Here is a 17,589-nt window from a genome sequence, read left to right on the forward strand (position 1 = left end):
CCGCCTTGCGCGCGCCGCCGGGTAAGCTGGGAGGCAATATGGCCGAATACATTTACTCGATGGTCCGCGCCCGCAAGGCGGTCGGAGACAAGGTAATCCTCGACGACGTCACGATGGCGTTCCTGCCCGGCGCGAAGATCGGCGTCGTCGGCCCGAACGGCGCCGGTAAGTCGACGATCCTCAAGATCATGGCGGGTCTCGACACGCCGAGCAACGGCGAAGCGAAGCTGTCGCCTGGCTACAGCGTCGGCATCCTCATGCAGGAGCCGGAGCTGGACGAGTCGAAGACGGTCCTCGAGAACGTGCAAGAGGGTCTGGGCGACATCAAGAAGAAGGTCGACCGGTTCAACGAGATCTCGGCCGCGATGGCCGAGCCGGATGCCGACTTCGACGCGCTGCTCGCCGAGATGGGCACCCTTCAGGAGCAGATCGACGCCGCCGACGCGTGGGATCTCGACTCCCAGCTCGAGCAGGCGATGGACGCCCTGCGCTGCCCGCCGTCCGACGCTCAGGTCAGCGTGCTCTCCGGCGGCGAGAAGCGCCGCGTCGCCCTGTGCAAGCTCCTGCTGCAGAAGCCCGACCTGCTGCTTCTCGACGAGCCCACAAACCACCTCGACGCCGAGAGCGTGCTGTGGCTCGAGCAGCACCTGTCCAAGTACCCCGGCGCCGTCCTCGCCGTCACCCACGACCGGTACTTCCTCGACCACGTCGCCGAGTGGATCGCCGAGGTCGACCGCGGCCACCTCTACCCGTACGAAGGCAACTACTCGACCTACCTCGAGAAGAAGCAGGAGCGACTGCAGGTCCAGGGCAAGAAGGACGCGAAGCTCTCCAAGCGCCTCGCCGAGGAACTCGAATGGGTTCGCTCCAACGCGAAGGGCCGTCAGGCGAAGTCCAAGGCCCGACTGGCTCGTTACGAGGAGATGGCTGCCGAAGCGGAGAAGACGCGCAAACTCGACTTCGAGGAGATCCAGATCCCGGCCGGCCCTCGACTGGGCCAAGTGGTGATCGAGGCGAAGAACCTGCAGAAGGGCTTCGGCGACCGCACCCTCATCGACGGTCTCTCCTTCTCCCTCCCGCGCAACGGCATCGTCGGCGTCATCGGCCCGAACGGCGTCGGAAAGACAACGCTGTTCAAGACCATCGTCGGCCTTGAGCCGCTCGACGGCGGAGACCTCAGAGTCGGCGAGACCGTGAAGATCTCCTACGTCGACCAGTCCCGCACGGGAATCGACCCGAATAAGACGCTGTGGGAGGTCGTGTCCGACGGCCTCGACTACATCCACGTGGGCAACACCGAGATTCCCTCACGCGCGTACGTGTCGACGTTCGGCTTCAAGGGCCCCGACCAGCAGAAGCGCGCGGGAGTTCTCTCGGGCGGCGAGCGCAACCGGCTCAACCTCGCGCTCACGCTCAAGCAGGGCGGAAACCTCCTCCTGCTCGACGAGCCGACGAACGATCTGGACGTCGAGACGCTGTCAAGCCTTGAGAACGCGCTTCTCGAGTTCCCCGGCTGCGCCGTCGTCGTCACCCACGACCGGTGGTTCCTCGACCGCATCGCGACGCACATCCTCGCGTACGAGGGCACCGAGGAGGACCCCGCGAACTGGTACTGGTTCGAGGGCAACTTCGAAGCGTACGAGCAGAACAAGATCGAACGTCTCGGACCGGATGCCGCCAAGCCGCACCGTTCGGCGTACCGCAAGCTGACGCGCGACTGATGCGAGTCCACGTTCCCATCCACTTGCGCTGGGGCGATCTGGACGCGTACAACCACGTCAACAACGTCGAGCTCATGCGCGTCTTCGAAGAGGCTCGCGTGCGCGCCTTCTGGCGCAGCGACGACGAGGGCGGGGACGTGGACCAGGGCATGGCCCTGATCGAGGCGGAGGTCGGCTCGGACACGATGACGCTCATCGCGAGGCACGAAGTCGAGTACGTCGCTCCCATTCCGTACCAGCGCGGGCCGCTGGACGTGCGCATGTGGATCGGCGCGCTCGGCGGGGCGAGCCTCGACGTCTGCTACGAGGTGTATCCCGACCGGGAATCCGATCTGCTCTTCGCTCGCGCCTCGAGCACGATCGTGCTCGTGGATGCCGCCAGCGGGAAGCCGAGGCGCATCACGGCGCGAGAGCGCGAGGCGTGGCAGCGGTACCTCGAAGAGCCGGTGCCGTTCACGCGCAAGCGCTGAGCGGCGGCTACGACCGCGGGACCCGCACCATGCCCTCTTGCGCGACGCTCGCGACGAGAGCGCCGTCGCGCGTGTAGAACCGCGCTTGGGCGAGACCGCGACCGCCCGTCGCGCTCGGCGAGTCCTGCACGTACAGCAGCCATTCGTCGGCCCGGGCGGGACGATGCCACCACATGGCGTGGTCGAGACTGGCCACTTTGAGGCCCGCGTCGAGCCAGCTGAGCCCGTGCCGGCGCAAGACCGGCTCGAGAACCGCGTAGTCGCTCGCGTAGGCGATCGCGGCCTGGTGAAGGCCGCGGTCGTCGGGCAGCGCGCTCTTCGCGCGCATCCACACCGCTTGAGAGGACGCCGCCTCGTCGGCCGCGTGGAAGTAGACCGGCTCCGAGACGTGCCGGATCTCGAACGCACGGTCGGCCGCCCACGCGCGGGCGCGGGGATCGCTGATGTGATCGAGCAGGTCGGTGTCGCTCGGCAGCTCCTCGGGGCCCGGCACATCCGGCATCGGAAGCTGGTGATCCACCCCCTCGTCATCGTTCTGGAACGACGCGATCATCGAGAAGATGGGCACGCCGTTCTGGTACGCCTGGGCGCGGCGCGCCATGAACGAGCGACCGTCGTGGATGCGGTCGACGGAGAACGTTATCGGCAGTCGCACGTCGCCGGCGCGGAGAAAGTAGCCGTGCATCGAGTGAATGAAGCGGTCATCGGGAACTGTGCGCTTCGCGGCGACGATGCACTGCGCGAGCACCTGGCCGCCGAAGACGCGGCCGTGCGGCATCCACTGGGAGGGACCCGTGTAGATGTCCTCCGCGGTTCTCGCGCCCGTATCGGTGAGGTCGAGAGCCTCCAGCAGGGACACAACCGGGTCAGTCATGAGCGCTCCTTCTCCTCGGCCCGACGGGAGGGGCCGTCAGCTAGTTTAGAAGCAGATGAACCTCTCTTTCTCCCTCAGCGACAATCAGGCGGTATCCGACCTGAACGTGTACGTCTCGCGCGCCAAGCACGTGGACCCGGACGCGATTCGTCTGATCGCGACCCGTGGCGTGCTCGCGGTGTACGCGCCCGTGTTGTACGCGCGCGGTCTGCTCGACGCGAGCCCGACCGTCCTCGGTCTGCGCACGTTCGCCGAGACGAGCGGCGCCGATTTCGATCGGACGGTGACTCCGGCGGCGATCAGCGACCGGATTGCCGCGCTCGCGCCGGTCGACGAACCGCGCCTCCAGGTTCCGCCGAACGACGTGCAGGTCGCCTGGGCGGGAATCGCGCCGCCGCGCGGCGGCTGGGCGCGTGCGACGGACGTCGAGTCGGACGTGCTGTCGGATGCCGCTCGCTCCGGCGCTGCGGAGATTGCGGCGGCGCTGCCGGCGAGCCCCGGAGACCCGGTTGTGCAGCGCATCCGCTCGGACGTGTGGGCGCGCCCGCTCGAGCACCCGGAGGACATTCCCTCGGGTGCGGCGTTCGCCGCCGAGAGCCTCGGCTTCCTGCACGGGCCCGAACGCCTCGCCGTCTTCCGCAGCGGACCGTGGCTCCGGCTCACCTCACGCCGCGGCCACGTGCTCGTGAAGCAGCGCTGATCACCGGGATTCGGCGACGAGGCTGCGACCGATCGTGAGCCCCGTGAACAGGCAGCCGCCGAGGAACGTGCCCTCGAGCGAACGATAGCCGTGCACGCCTCCGCCGCCGAAGCCGGCCGCCTCGCCGGCCGCGTACAGGCCGGGAACGGGCGCGCCGGCAAGATCGAGGACGCGGCCGGACAAGTCGGTCTGCAGGCCGCCGAGCGTCTTGCGGGTGAGCAGGTGGAGCTTGACGGCGATGAGCGGCCCCGCTTTCGGATCGAGGAGCCTGTGCGGGCTCGCGACCCGGATGAGCTTGTCGCCGCGATAGGCCCGCGCGCCGCGCACCTCCGTGAGCTGGGCGTCCTTGCCGAAGCCGTTGTCGAGCTCGCGATCACGCCAGACGATCTCATCGCGCACTCGAGCGGTGTCGAGCACACCCGGCTCCGAGAGCGCCGTCATGCCCGCGAGCAGCTCGTCGAGCGTGTCGGCGACGACGAAATCGGCCCCGTGCCGCTTGAACGCTTCAACGGGTGCAGGTGCGCCCGGCAGCACGCGGCTGAGCAGCATCCGAACGTCCTTGCCGGTCAGGTCGGGGTTCTGCTCGCTGCCGGAGAGCGCGAACTCCTTCTCGATGATCTTCTGCGTGAGCACGAACCAGGAGTGGTCGAAACCGGCTCGCGTGAGGTGCGCGAGGGTGCCGAGGGTGTCGAAGCCGGGGAACAGGGGAGCGGGCAGTCGTCTGCCCGTGGGGTCGAGCCAGAGCGAGGAGGGCCCCGGCAGGATGCGGATCCCGTGCGCGGGCCAGACGGGAGACCAGTTCTCGATGCCCTCGGTGTAGTGCCACATGCGGTCCGCGTTGACGACGCGACCTCCCGCGGCGGATGCGATGCCGATGCCGCGTCCGTCGACGTGGGCGGGGACCCCGGTGAGCATCCGCTCGGGCGCGGGGCCGAGCCTCTCTGGCCAGTTCTCGCGGACCAGCTCAGGATTGCCGCCGATGCCGCCGGTCGCCATGACGACAGCGTCGGCGGCGATCTCGAACGGCGCGTCCTCGTCGCGTGAGCTCGGCACCCCGCGCGGCACCGCATCGGGCGTCAGCACGGCGCCGCGCACGCCCGTGACCCTGCCATCCGTCACGATGAGGTCGTCGACGCGGTGCCGGTGAAGGAGCGCGAGCCTTCCGGCATCCTGAGCAGCCGTCACACGACGGATGAAGGGTGCGAGGACTCCCGGCCCGGTGCCCCACGTGATGTGGAAGCGCGGCACCGAGTTCCCGTGCCCGAACGCGGCGCCCGCCCCGCGCTCCGCCCAACCCACGACGGGGAAGAAACTCACGCCCTGCTCCCGCAGCCACGACCGCTTCTCGCCCGCGGCGAAGTCGACGTAGGCGCGCGCCCAACGCTCTGCCCACGCGTCCTCCTCGCGGTCGAATCCCGCGGTGCCCTGCCAGTCCTGCCACGCCAGCTCGACGCTGTCGGCGATGCCCATGCGACGCTGCTCGGGGGAGTCGACGAGGAACAGTCCGCCGAAGGACCACCACGCCTGACCGCCGAGGGAGGCCGCCGGCTCCTGGTCGAGAACGGCGACGCTGCGGCCCGCGTCGGCCAGTTCAGCGGCGGCGACGAGACCGGAGAGGCCGGCGCCGACGACAACGGCGTCGTAGCGCGAGTGGGGCATGCGGTGGCTCCTTCGTCACGGGCGCAGGCTCACTCCTCGAAGGTGTTCACCAGCGCGTGGGCTGACCTCTCAAAATAGTCCCACAGTGTCGCCTCGTGCATCGGTGAAAGGCCGAGAGCGTCGACGGCGGCGCGCATGTGGGCGAGCCAGCGGTCGCGTGCGTCGGGGTTGACCTTGTAGGGAACGTGCCGCATCCGCAGGCGCGGGTGCCCACGAGTCTCGCTGTACGTGGTCGGACCGCCCCAGTACTGCTCCAGGAACAGCCGCAGCCGGTCGGCAGCGGGCCCGAGGTCCTCCTCCGGGTACATCGCGGTGAGCACCGGATCGGCGGCGACGCCCTTGTAGAACTCGGTCACGAGCTTGTCGAAGGTCGCGTGACCGCCGACCTCCTCGTAGAAGCTGACGGCGACGGCGTCGGTCATGCGGTTCCCTTCGGTTTGCGCTTGGGCTTGAGACGGCCGAGGCGCGGCGCCTCGTTCACCGTGATGGGCTTCGTCTTCGGCGGCCGGGCGCCGCCGACGCTGCCTGCGCCCTCCCAGCCCTCGAGGATGACGGTCTCGAGCGACGGCGACTGCACGGCGAGCTCGTCGAGCGTGATCTTCAGCCGCTGGCGCAGCTCACGGCCCACGTCGTCCTTCGATGACGTGCGCGTCTTGGCGACCAGCCGCAGCACGATCGCGTCCTCCGACACCGACTCGATTCCCCACAGCTCGGGAGCGTCGAGAAAGTGCGTGCGCCACTTCGCCTCATGAGAAAGCGCGACAGCCGTCTCGAGAAGTCGCTCGCGGACGGTGTCGAGGTCGGCGTCGTACGGCACGGCGAGGTCGATGATCAGTCGGGACCAGCCCTGCGACATGTTGCCGACGCGGAGGATCTCCCCGTTGCGCACGAACCACAGCACGCCGTTGACGTCCCGGATCTGGGTGATGCGGATGCCGACGCGCTCGACGACGCCCGTCGCGGAGCCCACGTCCACGACATCGCCGACGCCGAGCTGGTCCTCGATGACCATGAAGATGCCGTTGAGCACGTCCTTCACGATGTTCTGGGCGCCGAAGCCGAGGCCGGCACCGACGGCGGCCGAGAGCAGGGCGAACGAGCTCAGGATGCCGGGGGACACCGCGTGGATGATGAGCAGCACCGCGATGACGACGATGACGACGTTGACGATGTTGGTGAGCACCGAGCCGAGAGTTCTCGTGCGCTGCACAACACGCACCGCGGCGAGCGGGGAGGCGGCGAGCGCCTGCGTGTCGTCGACGCCGTGGCCCTTCTTCACACCGCTGACGATGCTCAACACGCCGCGGTGGATGATCACGTGCAGCGCCCACGTGACAAGAACCGCGCAGACGATGATGAGCACGACGTGCACGAGAACGCCGAGCGGCGAATCGAAGAAGTCCGCGACGCTTTTCCAGAAGGCTGACACGAGTGCGAGTGTATCCGTGAGAGGTTCGCGGTTGCTGTGACACGGTGCCGGCCCGCCGCTCGAGGCGGGCCGGCACCGTCACGCCCGTCAGGGCGTGTCGCGTGCCTGTGCGGCGAGAGCGCGCTCCACGCCCGCGAGGTTCTCCACGACGAGCCGTCGCAGCGCCGCCGGCTCCTCATGAGCGTCGAGCCATGCGCGCGTGGCATCGCGCAGAGCCTCGTTCGCGATCGGAGAGGGATAGAAGCCGACGGCGACGTACTCCGCGATCTTGTAGGTGCGGCTGTTCCAGATGTCGAGAACGGACTGGAAGTAGCGCTCGATGTACGGCTCGAGAATCTCGGAGTCCGTCGCCCGCAGGAACCCGAGCGACGTGCTGCGCACGATCGTGTTCGGCAGGGCGTCCTGATCGAGAACTGACGCCCACGCGGCCTGCTTGCCCTCCGCGGTGGGGATCGCGGCGCGAGCGTGGGCGGCGGACTGCTGGCCGCTTGCCGTATTGTCCGACGCGAGCGCCTGCTCGATCTCGTCGTCTCCCGCGCGACCGCCCGCGACGAGAGCGATGAGAAGCTCCCAGCCGAGATCGGTGTCCACGTCCAGGCCCTCGAGCGGGAACCGTCCTTCGCGCAGGCCCTGCACGGAGTCGAGCTGCTCAGGGGTCTCCGCGACGGCGGCGAAGAACTTCACGAACTGGAACTGCGCGTCGCTTGCCGGCTCGGCGTCGTTCGCGAGCTGCCACAACGCGTCCGCGACGCGCTGGAGCGTCGCGCGCTGGCGCGAGGGCGACACGTAGTGCGAGGCGGCGAGCACGAGCTGGTTGAGCGTCGTGCGCAGCGTCGTCGACTCCGTCTCGGTCGCGATGTTGTTGAGGACGAGGTCGACGTAGTCGCTCGCGGGCGTCTCGGCGTCGCGGGTCGAATCCCACGCGGATCCCCACACCAGCGCGCGGGCGAGCGGGCTCTCGATGCTCGACAGGTGCTCGATCGCGACGCGGAGCGACTGCTCGTCGAGCCGGATCTTGGCGTAGGCGAGATCGTCGTCGTTCACGAGGACGAGATCCGGGCGCGTCGCGCCGATCGCCTCGGCGACCGCCGTGCGCTCACCGTCGACGTCGAGCTCGAAACGCTTGTCGCGGACGAGTCGGCCCTCGTGGAGGTTGTAGAAGCCGATGGCGAGACGGTGCGGACGAAGCGTCGGGTAGTCCTCCGCCGCGGTCTGCACGACGTCGAAGGACGTGATCGTGCCTTCCGCGTCGGTGCCGATCTCGGGTCGGAGCGTGTTGACGCCGGCGGTCTCGAGCCAGAGCTTCGACCAGCTGGCGAGCTCACGGCCGCTCGTGGCCTCCAGCTCGGCGAGAAGGTCGGAAAGCTCGGTGTTGCCGTACGCGTGCTTCTTGAAGTACTGGGAGACCCCGGCGAAGAACGCCTCCTCGCCGACCCAGGCGACGAGCTGTTTGAGAACCGATCCGCCCTTCGCGTAGGTGATGCCGTCGAAGTTGACCTGCACGTCCTCGAGGTCCCGGATCGTCGCGACGACCGGGTGCGTCGACGGCAGCTGGTCCTGCTTGTACGCCCAGCTCTTCTCCATCGCCTGGAACGTGGTCCACGCCTGCGACCATTCCGTTGCCTCGGCCGTGGAGATCGTCGACGCCCACTCGGCGAACGACTCGTTGAGCCACAGGTCGTTCCACCACTTCATCGTGACGAGGTCGCCGAACCACATGTGCGCGAGCTCGTGCAGGATCGTGACGACGCGGCGCTCCTTGATGGCATCCGTCACCTTGGAGCGGAACACGTACGTCTCGGTGAAGGTGACCGCGCCCGCGTTCTCCATGGCGCCGGCGTTGAACTCCGGCACGAAGAGCTGGTCGTACTTCTCGAACGGGTACGCGTAGTCGAACTTCTCCTCGTAGTAGGCGAAGCCCTCACGCGTCTTCTCGAAGATGTAGTCCGCATCGAGATACTCGAACAGGCTCTTGCGCGCGAACACGCCAAGCGGAATCGTGCGGCCGTCCCTGCTCGTGAGCTCGCTGCGCACGACTTCGTAGGGCCCCGCGACGATCGCGGTGATGTAGCTCGAGATGACGGGAGTCGGCTCAAAGCGCCACGTCGCGGCATCCTGACCCTCGGCCACGGGATCGGGAGTGGGAGAGTTCGACACGACCTGCCATTCGGCGGGGGCGGTGATCGTGAACTGGAACGTGGCCTTGAGATCGGGCTGCTCGAACACCGCGAAGACGCGGCGCGAGTCGGGAACCTCGAACTGGCTGTACAAGTACACCTCGCCGTCGACGGGATCGACGAAGCGGTGAAGCCCCTCACCCGTGTTGGTGTAGCGCATGTCGGCGTCGACGACGAGCTCGTTCTCGGCGGCGAGACCCTCCAGCTGGATGCGGGCGCCGTCGGCGACTTGCGCGGGATCGAGCTCGCGACCGTTCAGCGTGACGGCGTGCACCCGGTAGGTGATCGCGTCGATGAAGCTCGAGGCGCCCTCGCTCGCCGTGAACCGCACGGTCGTCGTGCTGCGGAAGGTCTCGGCGCCCTGTGTGAGGTCGAGCGCGACCGCGTAGCTCTGCGTCGCGATCAGGTTCTTGCGCTCTTGCGCCTCGACCCGAGTGAGGTTCTCTCCTGGCACGTCTTGCTCCTATCGACATCGTGGATCGTGTCCAACGACCCAGCGTAGCGCCGCGCTCTCTGCCGTAGGGTGAAACCATGAGCAGCTCTTCCGACACAACGACCGTTGACTTCTGGTTCGACCCCTCGTGCCCGTGGGCGTGGATGACCTCGCGCTGGGTCGACGAGGTCGCACAGCACCGCAGCCTCGACGTGACCTGGCACATCATGAGCCTCGCCGTCCTCAACGAGGACACCGACGTCAGCGACGACTACCGTGCGTTCTTCCCGCGCGCTCTGCGCTACACGCGTCTCGTCGCCGCCGCAGCCGAACTGCACGGCCAGGGGATCGTGAAACCGCTGTACGACGCGCTCGGCACGCGCATCCACCCGGGCGGCAGCACGAACGCCGACGCGGTCATCGCCGGCGCCCTCGAGGAGGTCGGGCTGCCCGCCGACTTCGCGCGCTACTCCGAGAGCGACGAGTACGACGAGCAGATGCGGGCCTCGCACTTCGACGGCATCAACCGAGTCGGGCAAGACGTCGGCACGCCCGTGATCGCCGTGAACGGCGTCGCGTTCTTCGGTCCCGTGATCTCCCCGGCCCCGAAGGGCGAGCAGGCGCTCACCCTGTGGGACGGCGTCGTCGCGGCGGCCTCGTACCCGGGATTCTTCGAGCTCAAGCGCTCGCGCACGGTCGGCCCGCAGTTCGACTGACGGCAGGATAGGACCATGCGCATTCACATCGCCACCGACCACGCCGGCCTCGAGTTCAGCCGCAAGCTGCAGGACTACCTGCGTGACAAGGGGCACGAGGTCATCGACCACGGTCCGAGCGAGTACGACCCGCTCGACGACTATCCCGCGTTCTGCATCAACGCCGCGCACGCGGTCGTCGTCGATCAGACCGCGGGCGTCGAGGCGCTCGGCGTCGTCTTCGGCGGCTCGGGAAACGGCGAGCAGATCGCGGCGAACAAGGTCAAGGGCGCCCGCGCGGCGCTCGTGTGGAACACCTCGACAGCCGAACTCGCGCGCGACCACAACGACGCGAACGTGATCTCGATCGGGGCGCGCCAGCACAGCTACGAGGACGTGCTCTCCTTCATCGACACGTTCATCGCCCACCCGTTCAGCGGGGACGAGCGGCACGCTCGCCGCATCGCCCAGCTCGCCGAGTACGAGCAGACCGGCGACATCGCCGGAAAGGTCATCGATCACTGATGCCCGAGGGCCACTCCGTCCACCGCATCGCCCGGCAGTTCGAGCACAACTTCGCGGGCCGTCGCGTGGCGGCATCCTCACCGCAGGGTCGATTCGTCGAGGGCGCCGCGCTGCTCGACGGGCGCACGCTCGAGCGCGTCTTCGCCGTCGGCAAGCAGATGTTCGCCGACTTCGGCGATGACGTGTGGCTGCGCGTGCACTTGGGCATCTACGGGGCGTGGGACTTCGCGGGCGAGATCTCCGTCGATCCGACGATCGCGTCGGCGAACGGTCGCATGGGACAGACGAACCAGCACGGCACCGACATGGCGCTCACCGTGCTCGATGAGGCGGGGGAGAACTCGCTTGCGAGCATCGGGGCGCCGCGGCGAGCGCGCGTGCGCATGTCGGAGCAGACGAAGGGCGACACCGACGTCGAGTGGGACCGCTTCCCGCCCGAGCCCGTCGGGGCCGTGCGACTTCGTCTGCTGACCGAGCACACGGTCGCGGACCTGCGCGGGCCGACGGCCTGCGAGATCCGCGACGGGCGCCAGGTGCAGCAGGTCATCGACAAGCTCGGCCCCGATCCGGCGCATGACGACAGCGCGGAGGCGGAGGAGCGCTTCGTGCAGACGGTGCGCAAGAAGCAGACGCCGATCGGGCTCCTGCTCATGGACCAGAGCGTCGTGAGCGGCATCGGCAACGTGTACCGCGCGGAGCTGCTGTATCGCGCGCGACTCGACCCGCACACCCCCGGGCGCGACGTGCCCGAGGAGCTCGTGCGCGAGCTCTGGCGGGATTGGGTGCGACTGCTGCGCATCGGCATCGAGACAGGGCAGATGATGACGATGGACGGGCTCACGGGCGAGGACTACGCGAAGGCGATGGCCAACCGCGCCGACCGGCACTGGGTGTACAAGCGCGAAGGGCTGCCGTGCCGCGTGTGCGGAACCAACATCGTGCTCGAGGAGATGGGCAACCGCAAGCTCTACTGGTGCCCCGGATGCCAGCTCTAGGAGCCGACGCATGAGCGAGTTCCGCTTGAGCGCGGCGACCCCGGGCTCGGGCGCCGTGCGCACGCTTCTGAACGCCCGGCTGGCCGGCGAGGACGCGCTCGTCGACATCGAGATGACGGATGCCGCCATCACGGCGATCCGCCCGGCGCGGTTCGCCGCGACGCGCGGCGAAGCGACCGACCTCGACGGGCGCGTCGTCGTCCCGGGCCTGTGGGACCATCACGTCCACTTCACGATGTGGTCGATCGCGAGCACGCGCGTCGACGTGTCCGGAGCGACATCGCCTGCTCAAGCGGCGCGCATCGTGCAATCGGCGGCCGCCGATGCGGAACTCGTCGTGGGCGTCGGCTTCCGGGACGCGCTGTGGGCGGAAGTCCCCAGCGCGGAGGTCCTCGACGTGGCGCTCGGGGAGCGGCCCACCGTGCTCGTCTCGGCCGACCTGCACTCCACGTGGCTGAACTCCGCCGCGATGTGGCGTTTCAACGTAGACCCGGGCTTTGGCGGCCTGCTGAGGGAAGAGGACGCCTTCCGGGTGCAGAAGCTTCTCGACGAAGTTCCCGACTACGTCTCCGACCGGTGGGCGAGCGAAGCGGCCGACGCCGCGGCCGCCCGCGGTGTGGTGGGCATCACGGACATGGAGATGACCTGGAACCGCGACGTGTGGGCGCGACGCGCTCAAGCCGGCGCGACACAGCTGCGCGTCCGCTTCGGGATCTACAGCCAGGATCTCGAGCGCGCCGTCGCCGAGCGGATGCACACAGGACAGCTCATCCCGCATGCCCACGGGCTCGTGAGCGTCGGACCGTTCAAAGTCATCACCGACGGCTCGCTCAACACGCGAACGGCATACTGCGACGACGCGTACGCCGGCGTCAGCGGACCGTCGGCCACCGGCATCCTGAACGTCTCGTCCGAACGGCTCCACGCTCTCATGAGCCGGGCGACGGCCGCGGGGCTCGACTGCGCCGTGCACGCGATCGGCGACCGAGCGATCGGGCTGGCTCTCGACGCGTTCCGCGACACGGGCGCCAGGGGGAGCATCGAGCACGCCCAGCTTGTGCGCCCCGATGATGTGCAGCGCATGCGCGAGCTCGGCGTGACGGCGAGCGTTCAGCCTGAGCATGCGATGGACGATCGCGACATCGCTGACCGCGAATGGCCCGGACGCACCGGCCGCGCATTCCAGTTGCGTAGCTTCCTCGACGCGGGCGTTCCCCTCGCCCTCGGTTCTGACGCGCCCGTCGCTCCGCTTGATCCGTGGACCGGCATCGCCTCCGCCGTCACGCGCAGCAGGGACGGCAGGCAGCCGTGGCACCCGGAGCAGCGCATCACGGCGCGCGAGGCACTCGCGGCATCCACGCGGCTCGGCCGGATCGCCCCGCAGCAGGGCGACCTGGCGGACCTTGCGATCCTCGACAACGATCCGTTGCGCACGCCGGCGGAATCGTTGCGCACGATGCCGGTGTCCGGGACACTGCTCGGCGGACGCTGGACGCACAGCACCCTCTGAACGAGAGAGGCAGCCAACGCGAACGGGGCCCGGATCGCTCCGGGCCCCGCATGCGTGTCGAGAGGATTACTTCGCGATGTGCGCGAGAAGCAGCCAGCGGTCCTTCTCGAGTCCGCGGACGATCTCGATCGCGATGTCCTGGCTGTTCAAGTCCACCTCGTCGAGGCCGTCGACGGCGGTGCGGGCCGTCGTGATGGCGGCATCGAGCATGGCCACGACCTCGGGAATGCTGTTCTCGGACTGCTGGAAGCCCGCGCTCAGCTCCGGGACCGTCGTCTTCGATGCCACCGTCGACAGGCGGGAGTCCACGGGGAGCCCGAGAGCGACGACGCGCTCGGCGGCGAGATCCGCCCAGCCCTGCACGTCGGCGACGACGGTGTCGAGAAGCTCGTGCACGCCGATGAAGTTCGCGCCGCGCAAGTGCCAGTGCGCCTGCTTCCCATTGACGACGATCGCCTCGAGGTCCACGACGAGTGGCGAAAGGAACTGAGCCGTGCCCGAAGCGACGTCGGGGTTGACGTTGGTGAGTGTTTCGGTCTGAGACGTTGTCATATTGATCCTCTTCTCTCGGTGATTACAACGCTACTGTCCGCGCCGAATTCCGCAAGCAAGCGAAGCCTGCACTCAGTAAGCCCCCACTCACCTCAACGCCGAGACGCTGCGCGCCACCGCTCGCAGCTCGCGCACCCGCTTCTCGTAGCTTGCGGCGATCACGATCAGGATGACGCCTCCCGCGCCCGCCCACAGCCACCACGGCGTCGCATGGTAGGCGACGGAGATCCAGGGCCACAAATGGGCGAGCCCGTGGACGATGAGCACTCCCGCCCCGAGGACGACGGGCGCCTGCAGGCGTGCGAACACGCCCCCGACGAGAACCGCGAGGGCGACGACACCGAGCCCGACAAGGCGCCACAGCACCCCGTCGACGAGGTCAAGGGCCAGTGACGGCAGGAGAAGCACCGCGAGCCCCGCGCCGAGGTGGCGCCATGAGCGCTGCGTGCGATCCGCCTGCAGGCGAAGGACGCCGCCGACTATCGCGCCGACCGCGACCGGGACGGTCACCGCCTCGATTGGATCGAGTCCGCCCGCCATCGCGCCGATGCACAGGAAGGCCGTCGATCCCGCCGACGTCCAGCGCACTGCGACGGCGCGAGGCGCGAGCCTTGGCGTCGAGGCCGCGACGAAGTAGGCGATGATCGCGCAGCCGACGAGCGAGAGCCGCCACACGGGGACCTCGGAAACGGCGGCGAGGTTCGCGAGGGGAATCCCGATGACGGCGGGAGCGCTCGCGACCGCGATCTGGCCCAGCACGGCCGGTGTGTGCGACTTCGTGCGCCACAGGATGCCGCCGACGGTGAGCGCGACGGCGACGGGCACAAGCCACGCCTCGATCGGCACGGCCGGCGCGCTGTGGCTGATGAGCCGGAACGCCTGCGTGCAGCCCGCTATCGCCGCGATCGCGAGACCAGCGGACCACAGCCACAGTGCCGCTCGAATTCCTCGCCACAGCGACGCCAGCGCCGGCGCGCCGAGGGCGAGCGCGACACCGATCGCCACGAGCACGGCCGGGCGCCAGAGCGTGCCGGATGCCGCGACCGCGATGCTCGGTATCGCGGCGATTCCGATAGCGACGATGGCGAGCATGTTGCGTCCGCTCGGCACTTCGGTCTCCCGCACCGGCTGCCGCCACGCGATGAGCGCGAGGATGAGCCCGAGAAGCGCGGCGAGCGGGAGACTGTACACCTCGATGAGTTCGACGCCGTGCTGTGCAAGAAGCAGCCATAGCGCCGCGGCGAGCCACGGCGGCGATACCCACGCGACGTGGCGCCTCAGACTCGTGCCGCTCACGAGATCGCCCTCGCCGGCCGCGAACAGCAGCGGAATGAGACCGAGGAAGAACAGGTTGAGCGGACCGAAATCGCTCGTCGTGAGCGCCGAAGGGACGGTGACGACCGCCGTGAGCGCGATAGCGGCATCCCAGCACAAACGCGCCGGGTGGCTTCGCGGGTCTCCCGTCGGCGCGAAGTGGTCCCCTCGGAAGAGGACGAGGCCGAGGCCCGCGAGAACCAGGGAGAGGCCCGCTGTGATGAGCTCTGGTGCGCCCCAGACGCTCGGGCCGAATACCCGCCAGCTCTCGACCGCGAGCAGGATCGCGGTCGGGGGAACGAGCGCCGCTGTGACGTATCGTCCGACGCGCTCTCTCGCGCCTGGCGTGATGTGCCAGGCGATCTGCGCGAGAAGCACAGCCGCGAGTCCGGCGAGGTAGGGCGCCGGGTCGCCGATTCGGCCGGCCGTCAACTCGATCATCCCCAACACTGCGGAGATCCCGCCGATCACCGCCATCACGGAACAGTCCGGCGCGGGCAGCCGGGTCAGCAGGATGGCGGCGAGGGCGACCGTCGTGGCTGCGGCGAGCACGAGGGTGAGAGCCGGAAGGGCACCGCCCCCGCCGCCGACCAGGGTGCCGATCCAGACGGGCGCCCATCGCGCGGTCACGAGCACGACCGTCACGAGCACGGCCGTCACAATGGGACCGGTCGCGAGCCGATCGGCGAGCTTGACGCGGGCGGGCATGCTCAGCCGGAAGGTCGTGAGGGCGCCGATCGCCACGATTGCCGCGAACGGCCAGGCGCCTGAGCTGTTGGCTCCGAGAACATACGACAGGAGCGACGCTCCGATGACGATGATCGCGAGCACGATGCGGCGGCCGCGGCGTGGCCGCAGCAGGGCGAACAGGGCGGTGGAAGCGATTGTCAGGCCAGCGAGGACGGCTGTGCTGCCAAGGGGGATCGGGATGATCACCGCCCACACGGCGATCGCCAGCGCTCCGGTGCCGAGGGGGAGCCAGCCGAGACGACGAAGCAGGCCTCTCAGGGCGAGCGTCGACGCGATGGCGATCGTGAGGCACGCGAGAGTGATCGGCGGTGCGTACTCCAGTTGCGGAAGCACAGGCTGAACGGACGCGAGGGCCGGGAGCGAGAAGTTCGTGATCGCGACGCGCGCGACGGCTTCGACCGCCGCGGTGCCGAGCGCCGGAATCGCGACGAGCCCGCAGACGGCGAGAACGACGTCGGAAGCCACGCGCATTCCGGCGCCGCTCGCCGTCGCCCTCGAGAGCCGGGCGACGGCCGCGAGGAGGATGGCGAAGGCGGCGGTCAGCGTACTCGGCACGATGAGCTGAGCGGCGATCGAGGACATGTGCACGGTCGGCGCGGTTGCGGCTCCGGCAAGGGCGAGCCCGATTCCGACGCCGGCTGACGTCTTCCACGCGCCGAGACGCTGCGTCGTCGTCAACGGCGGCGCAGCGGCCTGCGGCTGGGGGGTGAGCGTCACAAGCTCGGGATCCGCTCGCCGTGGCGCTGTCGCGACGGGTGAGTACCACAAGTGCGCCGTGAACACTGCCGCGGTGGCGAGGAACGCGATGGTCGTGCCCCACTGAAGGCTTGGCCATGACGCTGTGGCGAACGGCAAGGCGAGGACCGAGCTGACCGCGGCGAGCGTGCGCGCCGTGACCATCTCCGGGCGGTGTCGACGCAGGAGCGGCCAGGCGAGCGCGAGAACGGAGACCGCGAGGAACCCCGTCCAGGAGCGCGACGCCGCCGCCCCGTGGGGGAAGAGGGAGACGCCCGCGGAGAACGCGGCGCCGGCTCCCAGCATGATTCCGGTGACGGCGTAGCTGCGCACGTGCGTGAGCACTCGGGCGGCGACGAGCACGGCGGTGAGCAGCGCGAGGCTCAGCGCCGCGTATGGCCAGGGGGGCATGGCCGAGGAGCCGAAGACGTCGTTGGCGCGCACGATCCACACGTCGAGTACGAGGAACACGGTCCCCACGACGCCGACGCCTTCCGCTGTCGCCGTGTAGCTGCGGCGGGCGAGCAGCCACGTCGCGGCGATGATTGCGAGCCCGAGCGCCGCGGTCAGGACGGAACGGATGGCGAGGGACGCGATGAGGTACGCGACGACGAGGAAGAAGATCGCGGCGACCGAGACGAGAACCACGCCGACCGTGAGGAGCAGGATCTGGACGGTGGAGCGTCGCGGGCGCGCGGGCTCCTGCCGGGCCGGGGCGGGAACCGCCGAGGGCGTCGGCACGGGCAGCGGGGGAGCGGGGCTCGCGGCCGCTGGTCGCTCATTCGGCGTGGCGCGGGAAGCCTCGTGCCAGGACTGCCGGTCGCGCATGCGGGAGAGGATCTGCTGGCGAGACTCCTCCGCGTCGACGAGGCGCCGCGACGCTGCGAACAGCTCGGCCGCCTCCGGAGCATTCAGGTCGAGGTCGCAGGCGGGGCAGACGGTTCCGCGCAGCGGTGCGAAGCAGGCCGGGCACAACCGGGTGTCGACGAACGCCCACGGTGAACTCGGCCAGTTGCGGCCGGGGTGCCCTCGAAAAGCCATGACTCCACT

At 69.1% G+C, this 17,589-nt stretch carries 14 protein-coding genes; 7 read left to right on the plus strand and 7 right to left on the minus strand.

Annotated elements, in window-relative coordinates; translation table 11 throughout:
* The first annotated feature begins 38 nt into the window (after window positions 1-38).
* Window positions 39-1,721, plus strand: a complete 1,683-nt coding sequence (ettA, locus tag BLV49_RS13405; protein ID WP_091185430.1) for an energy-dependent translational throttle protein EttA — start codon at window positions 39-41, stop codon at window positions 1,719-1,721.
* Window positions 1,721-2,191 (plus strand): acyl-CoA thioesterase, encoded by a 471-nt coding sequence (locus BLV49_RS13410; RefSeq protein ID WP_091185432.1) that lies wholly within the window; start codon window positions 1,721-1,723, stop codon window positions 2,189-2,191. The genes ettA and BLV49_RS13410 overlap by 1 nt, the downstream gene beginning before the upstream one ends.
* A 7-nt stretch (window positions 2,192-2,198) precedes the next feature.
* On the opposite strand, the gene BLV49_RS13415 is transcribed toward BLV49_RS13410, so the two are convergent.
* Window positions 2,199-3,065 carry an acyl-CoA thioesterase gene (locus BLV49_RS13415; RefSeq protein WP_091185434.1) on the minus strand — a complete coding sequence of 289 codons (867 nt, stop codon included), beginning with the start codon at window positions 3,063-3,065 and terminating at the stop codon, window positions 2,199-2,201.
* 55 nt (window positions 3,066-3,120) lie between these two features.
* Between BLV49_RS13415 and BLV49_RS13420 the strand changes: the two genes are divergently transcribed.
* Window positions 3,121-3,765 carry a DUF8185 domain-containing protein gene (locus BLV49_RS13420; RefSeq protein WP_091185437.1) on the plus strand — a complete coding sequence of 215 codons (645 nt, stop codon included), beginning with the start codon at window positions 3,121-3,123 and terminating at the stop codon, window positions 3,763-3,765.
* Here the strand turns inward: BLV49_RS13420 and BLV49_RS13425 are convergent, their stop codons facing one another.
* From BLV49_RS13425 to pepN, 4 genes are all read right to left on the minus strand, one after another.
* Window positions 3,766-5,424, minus strand: a complete 1,659-nt coding sequence (locus BLV49_RS13425) for an FAD-binding dehydrogenase (protein ID WP_091185439.1) — start codon at window positions 5,422-5,424, stop codon at window positions 3,766-3,768.
* Between the two features lie 29 nt (window positions 5,425-5,453).
* Entirely contained in the window at window positions 5,454-5,846 is a 393-nt protein-coding gene (locus BLV49_RS13430) for a globin (protein WP_091185442.1), read from the minus strand.
* Complete coding sequence (locus BLV49_RS13435) at window positions 5,843-6,853, minus strand: mechanosensitive ion channel family protein (protein ID WP_091185445.1); 1,011 nt, start codon at window positions 6,851-6,853, stop codon at window positions 5,843-5,845. Before BLV49_RS13435 ends, BLV49_RS13430 begins: the two co-directional genes overlap by 4 nt.
* Before the next feature lie 87 nt (window positions 6,854-6,940).
* On the minus strand, window positions 6,941-9,484 hold the full coding sequence (gene pepN, locus BLV49_RS13440) for an aminopeptidase N (RefSeq protein WP_091185447.1): 2,544 nt from the start codon (window positions 9,482-9,484) through the stop codon (window positions 6,941-6,943).
* A 77-nt stretch (window positions 9,485-9,561) separates the two neighbouring features.
* On the opposite strand from pepN, the gene BLV49_RS13445 reads away from it, so the two are divergent.
* Genes BLV49_RS13445 through BLV49_RS13460 form a run of 4 tightly spaced genes read left to right on the plus strand, consistent with a single transcriptional unit; the run spans window position 9,562 to window position 13,188 of the window.
* Complete coding sequence (locus BLV49_RS13445) at window positions 9,562-10,179, plus strand: mycothiol-dependent nitroreductase Rv2466c family protein (protein ID WP_091185451.1); 618 nt, start codon at window positions 9,562-9,564, stop codon at window positions 10,177-10,179.
* A 15-nt stretch (window positions 10,180-10,194) separates the two neighbouring features.
* Window positions 10,195-10,683 carry a ribose-5-phosphate isomerase gene (locus tag BLV49_RS13450; RefSeq protein WP_091185456.1) on the plus strand — a complete coding sequence of 163 codons (489 nt, stop codon included), beginning with the start codon at window positions 10,195-10,197 and terminating at the stop codon, window positions 10,681-10,683.
* Entirely contained in the window at window positions 10,683-11,678 is a 996-nt protein-coding gene (locus BLV49_RS13455) for an Fpg/Nei family DNA glycosylase (RefSeq protein ID WP_091185460.1), read from the plus strand. Before BLV49_RS13450 ends, BLV49_RS13455 begins: the two co-directional genes overlap by 1 nt.
* A gap of 10 nt (window positions 11,679-11,688) precedes the next feature.
* Window positions 11,689-13,188: an amidohydrolase gene (locus BLV49_RS13460; protein WP_091185463.1), complete on the plus strand. Its 1,500-nt coding sequence runs from the start codon at window positions 11,689-11,691 to the stop codon at window positions 13,186-13,188.
* A gap of 66 nt (window positions 13,189-13,254) precedes the next feature.
* Here BLV49_RS13460 and BLV49_RS13465 read toward each other — a convergent pair whose 3' ends face one another.
* Complete coding sequence (locus BLV49_RS13465; protein WP_091185466.1) at window positions 13,255-13,740, minus strand: Dps family protein; 486 nt, start codon at window positions 13,738-13,740, stop codon at window positions 13,255-13,257.
* 87 nt (window positions 13,741-13,827) lie between these two features.
* Window positions 13,828-17,580, minus strand: a complete 3,753-nt coding sequence (locus BLV49_RS13470; RefSeq protein WP_091185470.1) for a zinc ribbon domain-containing protein — start codon at window positions 17,578-17,580, stop codon at window positions 13,828-13,830.
* Between the last annotated feature and the right edge of the window lie 9 nt (window positions 17,581-17,589).

The sequence above is a fragment of the Paramicrobacterium humi genome (assembly GCF_900105715.1).
GTDB lineage: Bacteria > Actinomycetota > Actinomycetes > Actinomycetales > Microbacteriaceae > Paramicrobacterium > Paramicrobacterium humi.

Excerpts from the sequence above, each read along its gene's own strand:
- BLV49_RS13465 (WP_091185466.1), bottom strand. The coding sequence starts at position 13,740 with ATGACAACGTCTCAGACCGAAACACTCACCAACGTCAACCCCGACGTC.
- BLV49_RS13450 (WP_091185456.1), top strand. The coding sequence starts at position 10,195 with ATGCGCATTCACATCGCCACCGACCACGCCGGCCTCGAGTTCAGCCGC.
- BLV49_RS13445 (WP_091185451.1), top strand. The coding sequence starts at position 9,562 with ATGAGCAGCTCTTCCGACACAACGACCGTTGACTTCTGGTTCGACCCC.
- BLV49_RS13410 (WP_091185432.1), top strand. The coding sequence starts at position 1,721 with ATGCGAGTCCACGTTCCCATCCACTTGCGCTGGGGCGATCTGGACGCG.
- BLV49_RS13420 (WP_091185437.1), top strand. The coding sequence starts at position 3,121 with ATGAACCTCTCTTTCTCCCTCAGCGACAATCAGGCGGTATCCGACCTG.
- BLV49_RS13430 (WP_091185442.1), bottom strand. The coding sequence starts at position 5,846 with ATGACCGACGCCGTCGCCGTCAGCTTCTACGAGGAGGTCGGCGGTCAC.
- BLV49_RS13455 (WP_091185460.1), top strand. The coding sequence starts at position 10,683 with ATGCCCGAGGGCCACTCCGTCCACCGCATCGCCCGGCAGTTCGAGCAC.
- BLV49_RS13425 (WP_091185439.1), bottom strand. The coding sequence starts at position 5,424 with ATGCCCCACTCGCGCTACGACGCCGTTGTCGTCGGCGCCGGCCTCTCC.
- BLV49_RS13470 (WP_091185470.1), bottom strand. The coding sequence starts at position 17,580 with ATGGCTTTTCGAGGGCACCCCGGCCGCAACTGGCCGAGTTCACCGTGG.
- BLV49_RS13460 (WP_091185463.1), top strand. The coding sequence starts at position 11,689 with ATGAGCGAGTTCCGCTTGAGCGCGGCGACCCCGGGCTCGGGCGCCGTG.
- ettA (WP_091185430.1), top strand. The coding sequence starts at position 39 with ATGGCCGAATACATTTACTCGATGGTCCGCGCCCGCAAGGCGGTCGGA.
- BLV49_RS13415 (WP_091185434.1), bottom strand. The coding sequence starts at position 3,065 with ATGACTGACCCGGTTGTGTCCCTGCTGGAGGCTCTCGACCTCACCGAT.